This is a genomic window from Pseudomonas sp. 2024-210 (genome assembly GCF_045062345.1).
Classification (GTDB): Bacteria; Pseudomonadota; Gammaproteobacteria; order Pseudomonadales; family Pseudomonadaceae; genus Aquipseudomonas.
Genome location: NZ_JBJGEJ010000014.1, coordinates 25,378 through 44,333, shown reverse-complemented (window position 1 = coordinate 44,333; position 18,956 = coordinate 25,378). Strand labels below are relative to the sequence as shown.

Here is an 18,956-nt window from a genome sequence, read left to right as displayed (position 1 = left end):
AAAACCACCCTTGTCAGGCCCCAGGAAAGTGGGTCCGCTTCTTTTCAATCTTGCTTGCTGCGTACAAATAAATGCTTCCAGACACTTTCAACATCGGCCTTCAAGGCACTTGTACCTGCCAGATACACCCTGTCGTTAGCCGGTTCGATGTTTGCACCATCACGCTCGGGTTCAGCTGCGCTCCTCGCAATGTCGACGGGCTGCTCAGCGGCCTCTATATACAAAGATAAGCGTTTGACACTGGGATACTCATCCAGCACGCCATTCGAGACTGAAAGTTCAAAGTGTTGATTGAGTGCTCTTACCAACTCCATTCGAATAATCGAGTCGATCCCATAGCACGCAATATCGACATCATCACGCAACTGCTCATCGCTCAAGGCCAGGACGCGCTTGAATATCCCGCGTACTGCCTGGCGAACGGTTGCAGACGCCTCGTTGCTCGCCGCTGGCATTGATGGGCTGACACGGTTGACTGCAGGGGTTTGGGGCGTGGTGGGCAGTGGCCAATACCGCTCACGGGCAAAGGGGTAAGTCGGTAAACGAATCCTGCGCCGTGAGGCTCTGTCAAAGATTCGCTCCCAAGATAATTCAGCGCCCTGCACATACAGGCTGGCCAAACCTGACAAGGTCTCTTTCAACGCTTGAGGTGATGAAGCGTTGTGGCAGGTCTCCAACAGTTGCCGCCCGGCAGGTTGCGCCTGCACAGCGTATGAACTGGCGTGACCACTGATCACCTCTCGCGGCTGCTGTTCATCGAGCCATTGGTTCAGTTGCTCGCACAATTGTGCAATGTCGGCTGCTACACAGGCCAGCCGGACATCTTGATGGCGGCGCCCCATCAGCAACGTGTAACTCATGGCCCCCATATCAACAGGCTGGCGACTGATCTGGTGCGCCAGCTGTTGAGCCAATTGACGCAGTTGTTCTGGGGTGCGCGCCGATAGAACAATCAAAAAGAATGGTCGATTGGATACGGGCTCGATGCGGCTGGGGGCTTGTGCGATGACTGCATGGGCATTGGTGCCGCTAAAACCAAATGAGCTGACCGCCGCCATGCGTTCACCCCCCTGAGGAACCTCCCAGGCAACCGCGTGCGTCGGGACGTAGAACGGGCTGTGAGCGAAATCGATGTGACGATTACCTTGATGAAAATGGAGCGACGGTGGAATCTTCCGGTGCTCCATTGCCAGCAACACTTTGATCACGCCCACCACACCTGCCGCTGTCGCGGCATGCCCCAAATTGCTTTTGATTGAACCCATCGCGCATTTGGCCCTGGGTAACGCAGTGCCATACGCCTCTGCCAACGCATTGAATTCAATCGGATCACCCAAAACAGTCCCGGTGCCATGCGCTTCAACCAGTTGAATGGCGGCGCAGTCAATCGCGAAGCGCTCATACACTTCGCGCACCAAACGCGTTTGCGCAGGGCCGCTGGGCGCCGTGATGCCATTGGTCGCTCCGTCGTAATTAATGCCGGAGCCACGGATTACGCCATAGACCGTATCGCCATCTGCCTGTGCGTGTGACAGTCGCTTGAGCACGATGGCCGCTACACTTTCACCGGGTACAAAACCATCAGCCTGTTCATCAAACACACTGCACCGCCCCGTATTCGAGAGCATGCCGGCCTGATTGGCCTGGCGGAAAAGGCGCTGCGTGCACTGCACAAAGACCCCGCCCGCAACGGCCATATCGACTTCATCATCACGTAACGCCTGACAGGCCTGATGAATCGCGACCAGCGAACTTGAACACGCCGTATCTGTGGCGACGGCAGGGCCTTGCCAATTCAGGTGGAAGGCTATTCGAGCAGGAATCACCGACGCCGCATTTCCCCAAAAAGCCTGAGCGGGCGCCGCCACGCCCAGCAGATCCAGATAGTCGCCTGCCGAACAACCGACATACACGCCGCACCGTGCACCTTCTATGGCCCGCCCGGCATGGCCAGCATCTTCCAGGGCATGCCACGTTTCCTCGAGCAGCAATCGCTGCTGGGGATCCATCGCCGCCGCTTCCATGCTCGAAATGTTGAAAAATAACGGGTCGAAGCATTCAATGTCCGATAAGAAACCACCCTGTTTGCAGGATGAACCCGCTGACTCTGAGCTCAGTGACGACAACTCCCAGCGCGACACTTCTTCAACCAAATCCACACCGTTCACCAGTGCGTCCCATAAAGCCTCAGTCGTCGTAGCACTGGCAAAACGGCCGCTCATGCCAATGATCGCAATAGGCTCCAGATCATTTGAGGCCTTTGGCGCCGGCGTGCATTCTTGAAACTGCAGTGCAGGTGGAATACTCACCACCCCTTTGCCTATATGGTCACGCGATTGCAGCCAACGGTAAGCGCTGTGAATATCATCGAAGGGGAAGGTTTGGCTCAACGTCGGGGCGATAGCGCCTTGTTCAAGCAGATCTACCATTGTTTGAAAGTTCTTGCCTACGAGCTCGGGCCGCTCCAGACCCCACTTGCGCATATCAACGCAGTGCACCGATTGGTTGTTATCCAGCAACGATAAATCTATGGCGTGGGCCGACTTCAAGGCCGTCATTGCGATTTCAATATAGCGCCCGCCTGCGCTCAGGCAGCGCAAGCCTTTTTGCATCGCATCACCGTCGAGTGTGTTTAGCACCACGTCTACGCCTTGGCCTTGTGTCATCCGGTGAATGGCGTCGGCAAAGTCTTCTTGCGGGTAGTTAATCAAGTGACGCACTCCGAGCGTCGCCAGATAGTCGAGCTTGTTTTGAGAACCGGCCGTTGCAAAGACTTCCGCGCCGATGTGTTGGGCCAATTGCACGGCCATCAGGCCCACGCCACCTGTCGCGGTCTGGATCAGAATTCGCTCGCCTGCCTTGAGCTGTGCTCGGGCGAAGCACTCGATGACTGTCAACGCGGCAGAGGGCATGGCGCACGCGGCCTCAAACGACAGACCCGCAGGACAGGTAAAGACCTGATCTTGTGAACAGGTGACGACCGTGGCGTGCGCCCCCAGCGCGTGGTCGGCCAACGCCACGACGCGGTCACCCGGTGCAGCCCTGAGGACTTCAGAACCCACGGCGGTGACGATGCCGCTCGCTTCATAACCGGGGGTGAACGGGTAATCAGGTTGAGTGGGGTAAAGCCCGCTCACGCACAGCAGATCACCGAAATTCAGGGAAAAAGCCTGCACGGCGATCCGCACGTCGTAAGGCCCCAAGGCCGCAAGGGGCTCATCGACCACACGTATCTGGTCAATCGAACCGGGACGCTCCAGTAGAACACGGCGATAAGTTTGACCAGGTGAAGAGGGTTGGGGGCTCACGAAACGCGCTTTTACAGGTGCCATCGTCACCGGTTGAACCGGCGGTTCGCTCATCGCAGAGTCAGTAACCTCTGGCTGTAGCACCGCGGTCGCTGGCACCGCAATCTCTTGCAAGTGGGCACTCAAACGCGCCAGTGTCGGATAGTCATACAACACCGTGGCCGCTAGCCGCAGACCTAACCGCCTATTGATGGTATTAACCAGCGCCACGCTGCTGATCGAGTCCACGCCATAACTGATAAACGCTTGGTCATCCTGCAATTGGGCTTCCTTAAGCCCCAGGGTTTCCAGTACACAGGCACGAAGTGTCTGGCGCAGGCTGGCTTGCGCGCCCAAGGCTGCGGCTGTGACCCGAACCGGCGCAGCTGATTCAATGCCATGGGAAACCGGCTGAGGATCTTGCGCCTCACCCTCAAAGCAGAGTATGGCGTCGCTAAAGCCTTCTATGATGTGCTGCCCCAGTTCACAGCTCGCCGGTTGAGTGACCACTACCGAATTAAAGCCCGCCTCTGTCAGTGCTTCTCGCCAGGCAGCGGCACTCAGGGCAGGCGTGTCGGGGATGCGCCGATCCCTGTCTTGCGCCAGCCACCAGCCATCCAGCACCCCAAAGACCAGGTGCTGAAAAAGGCTGACCCCGGATAATTCGTTGAGTAGCAGTAAACCGTGGCCCTTAAGCAAGGCCTTGGTATTGCGCAACGTGTTGCGGATATCGCGTGTCGCATGCAACACGTTGGTGGCGACGACAATGTCGTAATCCCCCGGTCTGAAACCCTGGGCCATTGGGGAGCGTTCAATATCGAGCAACTGCGTGTGCAGGTACGCAACCGAAGCGCCGAATTGCGCTTGCCCATGGCCTAAAAACGCGCCCGCCAGATCGGTGTAACAGTACTGATCGATATGGGCAGCGTACGCACCCAGCCGAGCAATCAAGGTGGCACTCGTGCCCCCGCTGCCTGCGCCCACTTCCAAAATCCGCAAGCGGGCCTGCGGATCCTGGGCAAGCCGCTGCTCGATATAAGCCAGCAGCCGGTCCCCGAGCAGGGTGTTGAAATAGTTAGCCACCGGGTGCTTGCCGTACACCGCTTCAACGTGCTGCACCTGGCCTTGGGCAAACACCACCTGCGTGGCCTTGACCTCGTCGCGCAGAATCTCTGGCAAGCGTTGCAAAACGTCATTCGCCAACCGAACTTGAGCACCCGTCTGAGCATCGTCCTTGTGCGACTCCACATAGGCGTTCCATTGCACGCCAGGTGCCGCACCCTGCTCGTCCAGCGCACTGGATGAATGTAGGCGGCGCAAGCTTGCCTCGTACCAAGGGCGGTGCTTGTGACTCACCGACTGTGGTTCTATCGCCAGCAACCGCTCCCGAAACACAGGGGCCAGTTGTTGCTCAAAAATACGCTGCGCCGCTTCAATGCCAGCGGGTGGTGAGGGTGCGGGCTGATCGAAAGGCAACTCCACGCGGGGCAAACAGGGCGCCACTTCGACAACCGTTTGCAGGCTCACACCCAAAGCAGCCGGTAGCGCGGTCTGACTGGTTTTAAGGTAAACGGCTTGCGCAACAGGTGAGGCCACGAATTGATCCAGTACAGCCATGGCCGGAACCGGTTCTATAGAGCCCAAGCCCATCTGTGCCAAACGATTCTGATAGGCCGGGGTGGCCACCACGCCGACACTGCCCCAGTAGCCCCAATGCATCACCTTGACAGGATACGGGCGCTGTTGCCCGAGCACGCAAGCCAGGGCGTCTGAATAACAACAGCCTGCCGCATAATTGCTTTGCCCTTGTGCCTTCAAAAAACTCTGCAATGAGCCAAAAAACAACACAAAGTCCAGCGTGTGATGCCCGAACACCTCATCCATTCTCTGTGCTGTTAACGCCTTGGCAGACACCGCCGCCTCGAACGTGGCTTCATCCATGCTGGCCAGCCCTTTGTCAGCCAACACCATTGCACTGTGAATCACGCCATTGGGTGGGCCAAAACGTTGCACTATCTCAATCTGTGCAAGTGCCAACGCATCACGGTCTGTCGCATCGACCTGAAGGTACAAGGGCGTTGGGCCCAGCTCGCCAAGTCGGCGGCGGGCTTGGGTGATAGCGTCATCCTCCTCCCGGCGCCCCAGCCACACCATCTGCGCCCGGCACTGGCGAATCAGGTGCTCACTCACCACCCTCCCCAATCCGCCTGCGCCGCCGACCACCACATACACGCCGCTGTCTCGATACACCTCGGTATTCAATGGCGCTAACACACAGCGCGCCAACTGTTGCTGATACCAGCTACCCCCTCGCCACAGTCGGGCATTGCCATAAGTGTTGACGGGCTGAGCCAGCAGCACGTCTTCGGTCAGGCTGTGCGCCTCAGGCAGGTCCAGTAATCTAATGCGCCAATGGGCGTATTGCTTGGCCAACGAGCCGATTAACCCATGCAGGGCTGCCTGCTCAGGGTCAATTTTTTCATTCGCGTCCAGCCCCTGCGCTTGCCGGGTCACCACCGTCAATTCCAAAGGTTTCTCAGCAAAGCCCAACGCCAGCAACGCCTTGATCAGTCGCAGGCCCATTCTCGCCAAGTGCACTTGACCCTGCGGAACATGCCACAGCAGACGCGTGAATGCGCTCAGCCCTGTCAGGTGCTCAAGCAATGTTTCGCTACTGTCTCCCGCACGCCACAGTACGGACACCTGACCTTCAATCAACTCGAGATCAGCCATCAGTCGCACCACCTGCCCCGACGCATGAGCAGGACTCACGGCGTGCGCGGGCACCGGCAACCAGACCGGTGTGAGGGTCAGCTCATCCGCGTCAGCCGGCGGTGGTGTCGCCCTCACCCGCGCACTGAAACCACACATGCGCACCGCAACGCTGCCATCGGCATTCACGATGTCGATATCAAAGTTGGGCGTCAGTTTTTCGCCATCACTTATCCGACGTGCAACCACTTGCGCCGTTTCAGGCATCGCCCCCCATTGTTCGACGCTGTGTACTGCAAACGGCAGGGCTATCGTCGTCTGCGAACTCAGTTGCGCACACACCTGCAAGGCTCCATCCAGCATGCCGGGCGGTAACATCCAGCCCTCGCCGGGCTCAAAGCCTGTCACCGCTTGCAGCGCTCCCAGCGCCACGCTTCCAGCCTGTTTGACCTGACGTATTACCTGAAAAGCCGGGCCAAGTTCGAGACCTGCGACGGCAAACCGGGCATAGCAATCGTCACCGGGAAGCTGAGTTACGCAGTGCTCACCCACACTGGCCAGATCAACCCATGGAGCCGCACGGTTCGGCGCGTCGATCTGCTGCACCCAGCCTTGGCTATAACGCACGACATCTGCACCCTCACCCCTGTAGATGTGGAAAGCGATCCGCCCTTGCCCTTCCTGCACCAGATCGATATGCACCTGTAATTCGGCGTCGACGATCAAGGGCACAAGCCAGGTCACTTGCTCCAGACGAACAGGCAGATCATTACCCAGCCATAACTGCACGGCGGCCCGGGCCCATTCCAGATGAGCAACACCCGGCAAGATACGCGCCCCTGAAACTCGGTGATCGCGCAGCACCGTTTCCTCCCCCGTCAGTCGCGTGGTGTAGCGTTGACGGTCCGCAGTGCGGGTATCGCGATTCACCAAGGGGTGCAATGCCTGAGGTGTGGGGGGGGCGATGGCCCAGAAGCGCTCGCGTTCAAACGGATATGTCGGCAAATGGATACGTGCCGGCAAATGATCGCCAAACAGCAACACCCACGGTAAGTCATAGCCCTCGCGATACCGCTGCCCCAGGGTTTCAAGGGTGGCCCTCAAAGCTTCAGGTTCATAACCAATGGCTGTGTGTGCGAGCAACGCGTGAGCCTGCTCGAGCCGGGCTTTATCTACGGTAAAACCTCGCGCAACCTGCCCATATCCATTGGCCGTATCTTGCCCCGCATCAAGGCATCGTTGCAGTTGGCTAGCCGCGTCATCTTCATCCTTGATCACCACGGCGCAACGCCAGGCAAAATGATGCCGGCCACTTTGCAAGGTATGACTCATTTTTTGCAGGTCGGCTTGATTCCATTCGCGCGCTTGCAGGGCGGCGATGAGGGCTTGCAGCTGCAACCGCAGCGCCGCTTCGGTTTTTGCCGACAGCACCATCAAGGCATAAGCAAACGTCGGTGAGTCTGTGGCGGCGGGCAACGCCTCAGCCCCTCGAATGACCACATGGGCATTGGTGCCACTCATCCCAAAAGCACTGACGGCGCCCAGACGTGCGGCACCTGCTCTTTGCGGCCAGGGACGTACAGCCGTGTTAACGAAAAACGGACTGCTCGCCCAGTTGACGTAAGTGCTCTGCTGATCGGCATGCACGCTTGGCGGGATTGTTTCATGCTCAAGCGCTTGCACCAGGTTAACCACACTCACCAGACCCGATGCGGCAAGGGAGTGCCCCACGTTTGGCTTGTTCGACGTTAGCGCACAGAACTGCTGCCGTTGAGTAAACGGGGCAAACGCGTCACACAGGGCATTGACCTCAACCGGGTCACCCAATGGCGTCCCGGTGCCGTGAGTGACGACATACTCCAACTGATCCGGATTGACTTTGTAGCGCTCATAAACCGTCTGTAACAGCTTGGTCTGTGCCTTACCGCTGGGGGCCGTAATCCCTTGGGTTTTGCCATCATAGTTAATACCGCTGCCTGCGATCACCGCGCGGATCGGGTCACCATCAGCCCGTGCATCTGACAGGCGTTTGAGCACCACCGCTACTGCGGCTTCGCCGGGCACCATGCCGGTCGCTCGTTGATCAAAGGCGTAACAAACACCCTGCGCTGCCAGCATGCCCGCCTCGGCCATCTGGTCGTAAAGCTGGGTACTCAACAGCAAATTTACTCCAGCCACCAATGCCGTATCGCATTCGCGTGTCCTCAAACTCTGGCAAGCCTGATGCAGCGCCACCAGACTGGAAGAACACGCGGTATTGATCGCTATGGCGCCTCCACTCAGGTTCAAGACATAGGCCAGACGAGAGGCCAATATGGCCTCATGATTGGCCGTCAGCGTATTGCGCTCGGCGATCAATCGACCATAGTCCCCGGCTTCTACACCCACAAATAAACTGATGGTTTGATTGAGTAAGTGGTGTTCACCGTAAGCCGCATCCTCCAGCGCACGCCAGGCTTCCTGTAACAACAAGCGCTGGCGAGGATCGATGAGGGCCGCATCATGCGGGGATATTTCAAAAAAAAGCGGATCAAACTCTTCCAGGCCCGGCGCAGCGGTCAGCCATCGGGGATGTAACGCATCGGCCATTGAGAGTCGTGTGCCGGGGAATTCGTGAATGGCCGAGCGTGCGTTGCGCAAAATATCCCACAGTTGATCCACGCTGCGGGCATCAGCGAAACGCCCACTCATGCCAATGATGGCAATCTCGTCATCACTGGTCAGGGGCACTGGAACAACGGCATCCGCAGGGGATGGCTGCGATGCGGTTGGCGGGTGCTCAGGTGCGACCTCGGGAGCGTAAAAGCTGATCATTGCAGGTGCAAAAAACTTTAAAAGGTAGGCAGCAAACTGCAGCAGATTGGTGTGGCTGAAAAACAGTGACGGCGACAGCGTCAAGCCATAGTGATCGCTCAATTGGCGGGCGTACTCCATCAACAAGATGGAGTCAAAACCGTAGGCATTCAGGTTCAGGCCAGGGTCTATGCCATGAGCGGGCAATTTCAGCACGCGGCAGGCCTGTTCGGTCAGGTCTTCAATCACCGATTGTTCAAGATCAATCTGGGGGCCGATTTCGCGACGGGCAGCACCTTGCATCGCAGGCCCGGGAGGCGCACTGGCGATGCCAAGCATCCGGGCAACGATGTCCTTGGAAGTTTTGGCAAACACCAGGTGCGATAACGGGCCGGCCAACAGTTGCTCCAGCAGGGCCATGGCCTCCGCCGGCTGGGTGGACGTCATACCGATTTGCGCCATAAACGCTCGGTACGCGGGCGAGCAGCCTCCTCCGGTATGGCCCCAGTGCATAACCTTGACCGGGTAGCCACGACGCTGAAAGTTATGCGCGCAAGCATCGGCAAAACAGCACCCAGCCGAATAGTTGCTGGCGTTAGCGGTTTTGAGGAAGCTGTTGATCGACGAGAAAAACATCACAAAATCCACGGCCTGCGCGCCCACCACAGCGTCGAGATTTTGCGCCGTCATCTTGGCTTTCAGCCCCACCACAAAGGTTGCTTCATCCATTTGAGCAAGCGGACTGTCCGCCAATTCCATCACCGAATGCACCACCCCGTGTACAGCACCAAAACGCTCGCGTATCACCTCCTGTGCGCGGCGCAATGCCTGGGGATCATTGGCATCTGCCTGCAGATACAAGGGCATCGGACCCAAAGCGGCCAACTGGGTACGCTGTTGCGTAATGCGCTTATCTTCCACCCGACGACCAAGCCAGACCATCTGTGCGCGATAGCGACGGATCAAGTATTCACTGAGCACTACACCAAGCCCGCCCGCACCGCCAACCACGACATAAACACCGCCCTCGCGGTAAACCGATTTAGGCGCATCCCTAATTTCGCAAGGCACCAGACGCTGCCTGAACCAACCCTCTTTGCGCCACACCTGCACGTTGCCCTGGGCATCTGCTGAGCGTCGAACCCAGGTGCGCAAGGGCACATCACCCTCAACAGGCCGATCCAATAAAACCACCTGCCAATGAGGATATTCCTTGGCCAACGACCCCATAAGCCCAAGCACGCTCGCGTGATACGGGTCTATCGGCTCATCCGCGGCAATGGCCTGAGCCTGACGGGTGACTACTGTGAGATTCAACGCCTGATGCGCGTACCCCAAGGCCAGTAACGCTTGTATCAGGCGATACCCCATCACAGCAGCGTCAGGCTCCTCAGAAGGAACCAGCCAGACCAGTTGATCCCAGGCACGGGCTGCCTGCAAACGTTCAACCAGCACCGTACGGGTGTCAGCGGCAACAAAAGGTATACCCGAAGGGTGTAGCCCAGACTCGATGATCGAATGATCGGCACTCAGCCACAGCACCTGATTAGACGCGCCCACCTCAGCGCCCTCATCTGCCCGCTCCCACGTTGGCGTGAGAAGAAGCGACCCTTCAGTAACTGGCGCGTGTGCCATTGAAGGTGCCCTCATGTTGGGCAACCAAAAGCGTTCATCCGCGAAGGGATATGTCGGCAGGCTCAGCCCTCGAGGTTTTACTGCGCCATAGAAACGGTGCCAGTCCACCTGTCCACCGCTGACCCAGCCCTCAAGCAACGGTTCTGACAGTTGCCCTTCATCCGCCACGAAGGGTGTGGCCGGTGTGCCAGCACCTGAGGCCACACCCTTAAAAATCCCCTGAGACAGGCGGCCTGCGCCAAGCCAACCGTTCAATAACGTCTTGGCTTCAACGACTGAGCGAGCCATAAAGGCCAACCGGACTGCCATCGCATCACGGCCCGTTTGCAACGTATAAGCCAAGGCGTTTAATTCAACGTCGTGCTGCTCAAGAAAAAGGGATAACTGCTGCGCCCGTGACACCAGTTGCGACTCTGTACGTGCGGACAAAATAATGGCACACGGCAGATCGGTGGTTACATCAGCAACGGACTGTTGAGGATACGCCTCGACAATAACGTGAGCATTGGTGCCGCTGAACCCGAAAGAACTGACACCCGCGCGCTTATCGCTTTGCGGCCATGCCCGAGTTTGCTTCACCACTTGAACCGCCAGCGCGTCCCACGGGATATGGGGGTTGGGCCGATCAAAGTGCACCTGTCCGGGAATCCTTTCATGTTGCAGGCACAGCACTGTTTTAATCAGCCCCGCAATGCCTGCGACAGCCTCAAGATGCCCTATGCTGCTCTTGACTGAGCCGATCAACAGTGGCCTGTCCGGCGGCCGATTCACGCCCAGCACCTGCATGGCCGCCTGAACTTCTATCGGGTCTCCCAAAGGGGTTCCGGTGCCATGCGCTTCGAGATAGGCAATCGACGACGCGTCAACATTCGCACTCGCCAATGCGGCCTCGATCACCGCTTGCTGGGCCTTGGGATTGGGGGCCGTCAGACTCGCACTGCACCCATCTTGATTAATGGCACTGCCTCGAATCACAGCCACTATCGGGTCGCCATTCGCTTGCGCATCATCAAGACGTTTAAGCACCAGCGCTGCGCACCCTTCGGCGCGGACATAACCGTCACCCCTCTCATCAAAGCTGTGGCAGCGCCCGGTGGGCGACAACATGGCGGCCCGGTCAAATGCCTGAAAGCGCTTGTCATCGAGCAACACATTTGCACCGGCCGCCAACGCCAGGCCACATTCACCTGTTTGCAGGCTGCGGCACGCCAGGTGCACCGCCACCAACGATGAGCTACACGCGGTGTCTACTGTCAGAGCCGGGCCCTGCCAGTCAAGAAAATAGGCCAGTCTCCCCGCCGCCACCGAGCATGCGCTGCCGGTAGCAAACTGCGCCTCAATACCCTCGGATTCGCCCTGCCCCAGAAGCGCAGCATAATCACTGCCCATCAAACCAATGAAAACGCCATGTTTGCCGCCTCTCACGGTGTTCGGGGCGATGCCGGCATCTTCAAGTGCCGTCCACGCGATCTCCATCAGCAAGCGTTGCTGGGGATCTAGCCACTCGGCTTCCTTGGGCGATATGCGAAAGAATCCCGCATCAAAGCGATCAATGTCCTCCAGGAAGCCAGCCTGCCAACGAAAATCCCCATCACCCTCAGTGCGCAGCTCTTGGCGCGCCTCAGGCATTGGGCCTATAACATCACGCCCTTCCAACAGCGCATCCCAGAATTGTTGCGGGTTGTTCAGCCCTCCCGGCAAGCGACACGCCATGCCAATAATGGCAATGGGAACAGTTGAGGTAGCTGGCGTTGCAGTTTCAGAAGTAACGGTGGGCGACACCAGCCGCTGCGCCCAATAACCCGCCACCGCGTCAGGCGTGTTGCAGTAAAAAAAGAACGTGGCATCCAGCTCAAGGCCAGACGCAGCGCTCAACAGCCGTCGCAACTCCAGCAGCTCAAGCGAGGTGAGGCCCATTTCCATCAGTGGAACATGCGGGCCATAGGCGTCAAACCGTTGCGAGCCCAACACTTGAAGCAGCAGGTTATGGACCGTGCGCTCAATCTGTTCACGGTTCTGAACCTGTGGCTTTGGCGCAGAAGTGACCTCGTCAGGTGCTTGAGTACGCACTGGCAACTCAAGCGCGTACTGGATCAAAACGCCAGCCCCTTCATTGTCCACATCGCCCGGTCGAAAACCGGGTAAAACCTCACGCACCTGCGCCCCATGGGACACATGAAAATGCAGCATGGGATCCAGTAATTGGCCGAGTGTGTTTTGAGCACGGATATAAGTGTGCATGCCAAATTCAAGGCGATGCTTTGGATAATCGGCACAACGGGTTACCCCCACCACCGACTTTACGCTCCCCAAAAGACGGGCATACAAGAGCATCGACTCAATCAACACATCGCTGTAGCCTCGCCCTCGCATGGCGGGCAACACATACAGCCCCAGCAACTGCACATGCTGGCCATCGTTGCGTTGCAGACGAATACAGTCCGCGTAATCAGTGCCGCGCAGCGCCTCTATGGCATCAATTCTCTGGCTATAGAGCGCCGCCCCAATACATCCCGAAACATCAAGCAGCAGCGTGGTTTGCGGTGTTGTCGTGACCCGCCGTATGAGTTCTTCAACAGGCGTGTGCAAGCCCGAAGGCTGAGTAAGCCGATCAAGCTCAAGTAATTGCGCGATGTCATCCAGCGTCGGATGACGCAGAACGAAGGGGTGAGTAATGCCCGACGCATCGGCCAAACCCGTCATGGCGTAGAAAAGTGAGGCAGTACGGGCGTTGAACGAGAACACATCCGGGCGCGCAATGTCCAAATAGCCCAGTTCACACAGATACAACAGTGCGCCACGCAAATGATCGCGTTGGTTTACATGCTGCGTCAGGTCGTCCAAGGCAAAAGGAGAATGTTCATGAGTCGTCTCCCAAAAAGATGTTTGGGTAATGGCTTCAATAGCCAGAACAACTAACCGACTGGCGGTCAAATCATCGACTAAAAATTTCAAGGACACCTCTAAAACCACAGTCGCGCGCACAACTACTGCGCGTCAATACAGGTAGGCATCCATGTCAAAGGGGGGAACGCGGGCAACTCAACAGGTTTTAACGAAGCTAAGAACAGATCACATAACAAAGTATTGTTCACATCCGCACAAACGCAATAAACGCTTGTCGCCTAACTCCTACAAAAAATCTTCTAAATAATCAATTTCTTTACAGCCATATGTCCACTTCTTCTATCAGCGCCTTTACATTGTTTAAGATCACGCCAGACTTTAAACATTCAGTCTACTCAAGAAGGTGGAATGCCATGAAAACGCTACTATTCCCCGGCCAAGGCACTCAATACAGGGGAATGGGCGGACAGCTGTGGAATGACTTCCCGGAACTTGACGAAATAGCCTCCACCTTATTGGGATATTCGCTCAAGAAGTTGTGCCTTGAAGACCCCGACAACCAATTACGATTGACCCAATACACACAGCCCGCCCTCTATGTTGTGAGTTCAATGCACTATTATCGTGCATGCGAAACAAACTTACCGCCCGAAGCCGTTGTTGGGCATAGCGTAGGAGAGTACGCAGCACTATTGGCTGCAGGATGTTTTGATTTTGAAACGGGATTACGCCTGGTGCAAAAGCGCGGTCAACTGATGAGCCAAGTGGGTGCGGGCAGTATGGCGGCCGTACTGGGCTTGCCCGCCGACGAGGTGCAAAACCTTCTAAACGCGCGAGGATTGACGACCGTCAGCCTTGCCAACTTCAATTCACCCACCCAGTCAGTCATTGCCGGTGATACGCCTTCTATCCTGGCGGCAGAGCAATACTTCACTCAACAAGGCTTGCACTGCATCGTTTTGAACGTCAGTGCTGCCTTTCATTCCCCTCATATGCTCCCGGCACAAGCGCTGTTCGCACAATTTTTAAACGATTTCACGTTTAACGACCCCAACATTGTTGCCATGGCCAATGCCACAGGTCGCCCTTATCTCAGCGGTCAAGTTGCCGCCCTCTTGGCCCGTCAAGTGGCAAGCCCTGTATTGTGGGTCGACAGCATTCGTTACCTGATCGCTCAGGGTGATTTCACTTATGAAGAAATAGGTGCAACCCCCGAACGAGCGGGCAGCCATGTACTCAGCAAGCTGGTTGAAGAGATTCAACGAACAAGCCCGTCACTGCCCCTACAGCATGCGCCCACTGAAACTGCCTGCGACGCGCCAGTGCTGACACCCGAGCACTCGCAAACAGAAGCTCAACGATTGGGCAGCGCTGTGTTTCGCGAACGCTATGGTTTGAAATACGCCTATGTGGCGGGAGGAATGTTACGCGGCATCAGTTCGCCAACCTTGGTTGCCCGTATGGCACAGGCAGGCATGCTTGCCTATTTGGGCACCGCAGGGATGAGCCTGGCCGACGTAGAGAAGGCGATAAAAAATCTGCAAGCCACTCTTTCGCATGATGAACCCTACGGCCTGAACCTGATGGCTGACCCCGCGCTGCCTGGGAGTGATCGAGCGTTGGTAAACCTGTTTTTGAAGTGCAGCGTACAGCGCATGGAAGTGTCCTGGTTCGACAAAATCACCGCCGCGCTGGTGCTGTTTCGCGTCAAGGGCTTACGTCGAAATGCCGGCAATATTGAGTGCACCCATCGGATTTTAGCCAAGGTCACTAACCTCACGATCGCACAGGCTTTCATGAGCCCTGCTCCCGACTACCTGGTTCAGGACTTATTGAATGAAGGCGTTATCAGTGCAGATCAGGCCGCTATGGCCAAACACACTCCCATGAGTGACGACGTGTGTGTCCAAACCGATTCAGGCGGTCTGAATACGCGAGGCAGCCCCTTCGTGCTGTTTCCGGCAATCAACGAGCTGCGTGAGGTTATGACAAAACGCTTTCAATACAAGGAAGCCATGACCTTGGGCCTATCTGGCAGTATTGGGACGCCATCTGCGGCGGGCATCGCTTTCATGCTAGGGGCGGACTTTATTCTGACCGGCTCAATCAACCAGTGCACCGTGGAATCCGGCGCTACGGATAACGTCAAATCTTTACTGGAAACAACCCGTATTGAGGACACAACCTGCGCACCGAGCCACATCCTGTATGAGAGCGACTCAACGATTCAGGTACTTAAGTGCAAGTCGTTATTTACCGCCCGGGCGACTTGGCTGACCACCCTTTACCAGCGCCATAAGGGCCTTGAAGACATTCCGCCAGACGAGCGCACGAGCCTGGAGCGTGATGTGTTCAGGCGCAGCCTGTCAGAGGTGTGGAGCGACCTTTTGCAAAGGCTCACACAAGAACACCGTCATCAGGACATTAAACAGGCTCAATCCAATCCTAAGGTACGCATGGCCCATGTCTTTCGCGAGTACTGGCGTTACTCCATGGACCTTGCATTGAGCACTTCAGGCGCAGACCCGGTGAACGTCCAGATCCAAACCGGAACGGCGTTAGGTGCCTTCAATCAATGGTGCAAAAATACGCCTCTTCAACCTTGGCAACACCGACACGTTGACGCGATTGCGCTCGCTCTTTTAAACGGGGCAACAGAACACAATCGATTTCTTTCCAAGGGCTGGCAAGTAACAAGTACAGGGAAAATTCAGTAAAGCTTGCGCGCAAAGCACGTGAACAACTCTTCGCGCCTCATCATGAGCAGGGCTAACGATTCAGTGAAATCAATTCATTTTATTCTCCTCAATGGCTCACCTAATATACGCCTTAATAAACACTCTTAAGACAACTGAGTGAACCTCCATAAATCTGAAAAACTATTGGATACCTTTTGCCAACTTTCAGGTTTAACCTCAGTCATCAGGGCGCCTAATTATGATGAATAACCCCTTTACCTTTACGATAAAGCGCATTCGCTTTGACGAACATTATCACCCGGCCGAAAATACCCGCACGACCACCAACTTTGCTAACTTGGCCCGTGGCCAGAGTCGTCAGGAGAACCTGCGTAATACCCTCAGAATGATAGACAATCGTTTCAATGCCTTGGCCCATTGGGATAACCCCACCGGCGATCGCTATAGCGTTGAACTCGACATTATTTCAGCCGAGATGAACATTGATACGCTTGGCGGTGGCCCTGCAATCCCCCTGATTGAAATTTTAAAAACGCAGATTATTGACCGCACTACCCATGAACGTATCGACGGCATTGTGGGGAACAACTTTTCCTCCTATGTGCGCGATTATGACTTCAGCGTGCTGTTGCAGGCGCACAATAAAGACCGCACCGAGTTCGGTTTGCCCGAGACCTTTGGCGACCTGCATGGGCAGTTGTTCAAGTGCTTCGTAAACTCTAGCAGTTACACCGATAACTTTAATAAACCCCCTGTCATCTGCCTGAGCGTTTCGAGTAACAAGACCTACCATCAGACTGAAAACCAACACCCGGTGCTGGGTGTTGAATACCTGCAAGATGAACATTCCTGGACGGATGACTATTTCAAAAAAATGGGATTAAGCGTTCGTTACTTTATGCCACCTCAGAGTGTTGCGCCGTTGGCTTTTTATTTCTCCGGCGATTTGCTGCGCGATTATACGGCGCTTGAACTGATCAGCACCATCAGCACGATGGACACCTTCCAAAAGATCTACCGTGCTGAAATTTATAATGCCAACTCAGCTGCAGGAAAATCCTACCAGCCAAGTTTGAAGCACTCCGATTATTCACTGACTCGAATTATTTATGATCGAGAAGAACGCAGCCAACTGGCGATTGAACAGGGCAAATTCGTGGAGGAGCACTTCATCAAGCCCCACCACGCCCTGCTGGAACAATGGTCCACACAGTACGCCCTTTGACTGAACAGAAATACAAGGCTGACTTTCATGAAAAAATTACTGCCCACTTCAACCGCTGGCAGCTTGCCTAAACCTTCCTGGCTGGCGGAACCCGAGACGCTCTGGTCGCCCTGGAAACTGCAAAACCAAACACTGGTTGAGGGCAAACAGGACGCTTTGCTCTTGTCATTGCAAGAACAACAACTGGCGGGCATCGATATTGTCAGCGACGGTGAACAGACTCGCCAACACTTTGTCACGACCTTTATAGAACACCTAAACGGTGTCGATTTTGAAAAACGTGAGACGGTCAGAATTCGTGATCGTTATGATGCCAGCGTACCGACGGTCGTGGGGGCCGTCACTCGGCAAAAGCCGGTGTTTGTCGAAGATGCCAAGCTTTTACGTCAACATACTCGCCAACCCATTAAATGGGCGTTACCTGGCCCCATGACCATGATCGATACCCTGCATGACGTTCATTATAAAAGCCGCGAAAAACTGGCCTGGGAATTTGCAAAGATTCTCAATGAAGAAGCCCATGAATTAGAGGCGGCCGGCGTGGACATTATTCAGTTCGACGAACCCGCCTTTAATGTGTTCTTTGATGAGGTGAATGAGTGGGGGGTGGCTACGTTAGAAAGGGCCATTGAAGGCCTTAAATGTGAAACGGCGGTGCATATTTGCTATGGCTATGGCATCAAGGCCAATACCGACTGGAAAAAAACACTGGGGTCAGAGTGGCGTCAATATGAAGAAGCTTTCCCCAAGCTGCAAAAATCCAGTGTCGACATCATCTCACTGGAATGTCACAACTCTCATGTCCCCATGGAACTCATGGAACTGATTCGTGGCAAAAAAGTGATGGTGGGGGCGATCGATGTGGCCTCTCACAGTATTGAAACCCCCGAGCAAGTCGCCCATACCCTGCGACAAGCCCTGAAGTTCGTAGATGCAGACAAACTGTATCCCTGCACAAACTGTGGTATGGCTCCGCTTCCTCGTCAGGTTGCGAGAGGCAAATTACAGGCATTAACTGCGGGTGCGGACATTGTGCGAAGAGAACTTTCTAACTAGTGGTCGTCAAGTCCGACCTGTATTGAAACCTCACCGCCCAAGACGCAGGTGGTGGTGCCGAAGTTCGGGAAGTCCGCGTACGACGGGTTGACTCAGACGAATAGAATTTCGGCCAGCACCTGACCGCCATTCTGACCCGGACAAAGCGAACGTGTTGAACGGGTAAGGTGAATGTTCTGGAGGATGCGGCGAACCTTGCCATAAATGGTCGCCATGTCCAGCGCGCAATTGTCGCGGGGACTCGCCCCATTTCCTTTTATTCGAGACATCACTTAACCCATAACGAGTTTTAAAACTTAAACAGCGCACACAGAAAAACCAAGTACCCGCAAGCCACTAACCTGGGCGACAAACTAGATAAAAAAAGTTACTCGCCCAGCGCCATTTAATAGCGCGACTACTGATCGCCCCTTTTAGATTAACGTAATTGTTTTTAGTCGAAGTCAAACTAAAATATAGGCTCAGTTAAATGTCGAAATTTTTGATGCATCGACTGAACTTTTTTCAAACCAACATGTCTGTAGGTTTAGAAAATTTAGCCACGACGCGTTAATCCCTTAAATATGGGCGCCCAAGCAAAAAAAACCATAGACTGAGCCCTGCACCCGTAGCGCGCCATCATTTCAACATTATTGCCCAAAGGGAGATAGTTAATATGAAATTGCCACTACTTGGTGCTATTGCTGCTATGACATTCGCAAT

The 18,956-nt window shown here is 55.6% G+C and carries 5 protein-coding genes; 3 read left to right on the top strand and 2 right to left on the bottom strand.

The features are described 5' to 3' along the window. Positions 1-44: 44 nt before the first annotated feature. The gene (locus tag ACI7MX_RS17785; protein ID WP_405589620.1) at positions 45-13,382 is read right to left on the bottom strand and encodes an SDR family NAD(P)-dependent oxidoreductase; all 13,338 of its coding nucleotides are present in this window, start codon (positions 13,380-13,382) and stop codon (positions 45-47) included. Positions 13,383-13,687: 305 nt separating this feature from the next. Here ACI7MX_RS17785 and ACI7MX_RS17780 point away from each other — a divergent pair, with 305 nt between their 5' ends. From ACI7MX_RS17780 to ACI7MX_RS17770, 3 genes are all read left to right on the top strand, one after another. Next, positions 13,688-15,991 carry a PfaD family polyunsaturated fatty acid/polyketide biosynthesis protein gene (locus tag ACI7MX_RS17780; RefSeq protein ID WP_405589617.1) on the top strand — a complete coding sequence of 768 codons (2,304 nt, stop codon included), beginning with the start codon at positions 13,688-13,690 and terminating at the stop codon, positions 15,989-15,991. Between the two features lie 223 nt (positions 15,992-16,214). Continuing rightward, positions 16,215-17,198, top strand: coding sequence for a DUF1852 domain-containing protein (locus tag ACI7MX_RS17775; RefSeq protein WP_405589773.1), 984 nt, complete (start codon positions 16,215-16,217; stop codon positions 17,196-17,198). Between the two features lie 27 nt (positions 17,199-17,225). After that, positions 17,226-18,254: a methionine synthase gene (locus ACI7MX_RS17770; RefSeq protein ID WP_314484204.1), complete on the top strand. Its 1,029-nt coding sequence runs from the start codon at positions 17,226-17,228 to the stop codon at positions 18,252-18,254. 92 nt (positions 18,255-18,346) lie between these two features. Here the strand turns inward: ACI7MX_RS17770 and ACI7MX_RS17765 are convergent, their stop codons facing one another. After that, positions 18,347-18,523: a hypothetical protein gene (locus tag ACI7MX_RS17765; protein WP_405589614.1), complete on the bottom strand. Its 177-nt coding sequence runs from the start codon at positions 18,521-18,523 to the stop codon at positions 18,347-18,349. Between the last annotated feature and the right edge of the window lie 433 nt (positions 18,524-18,956).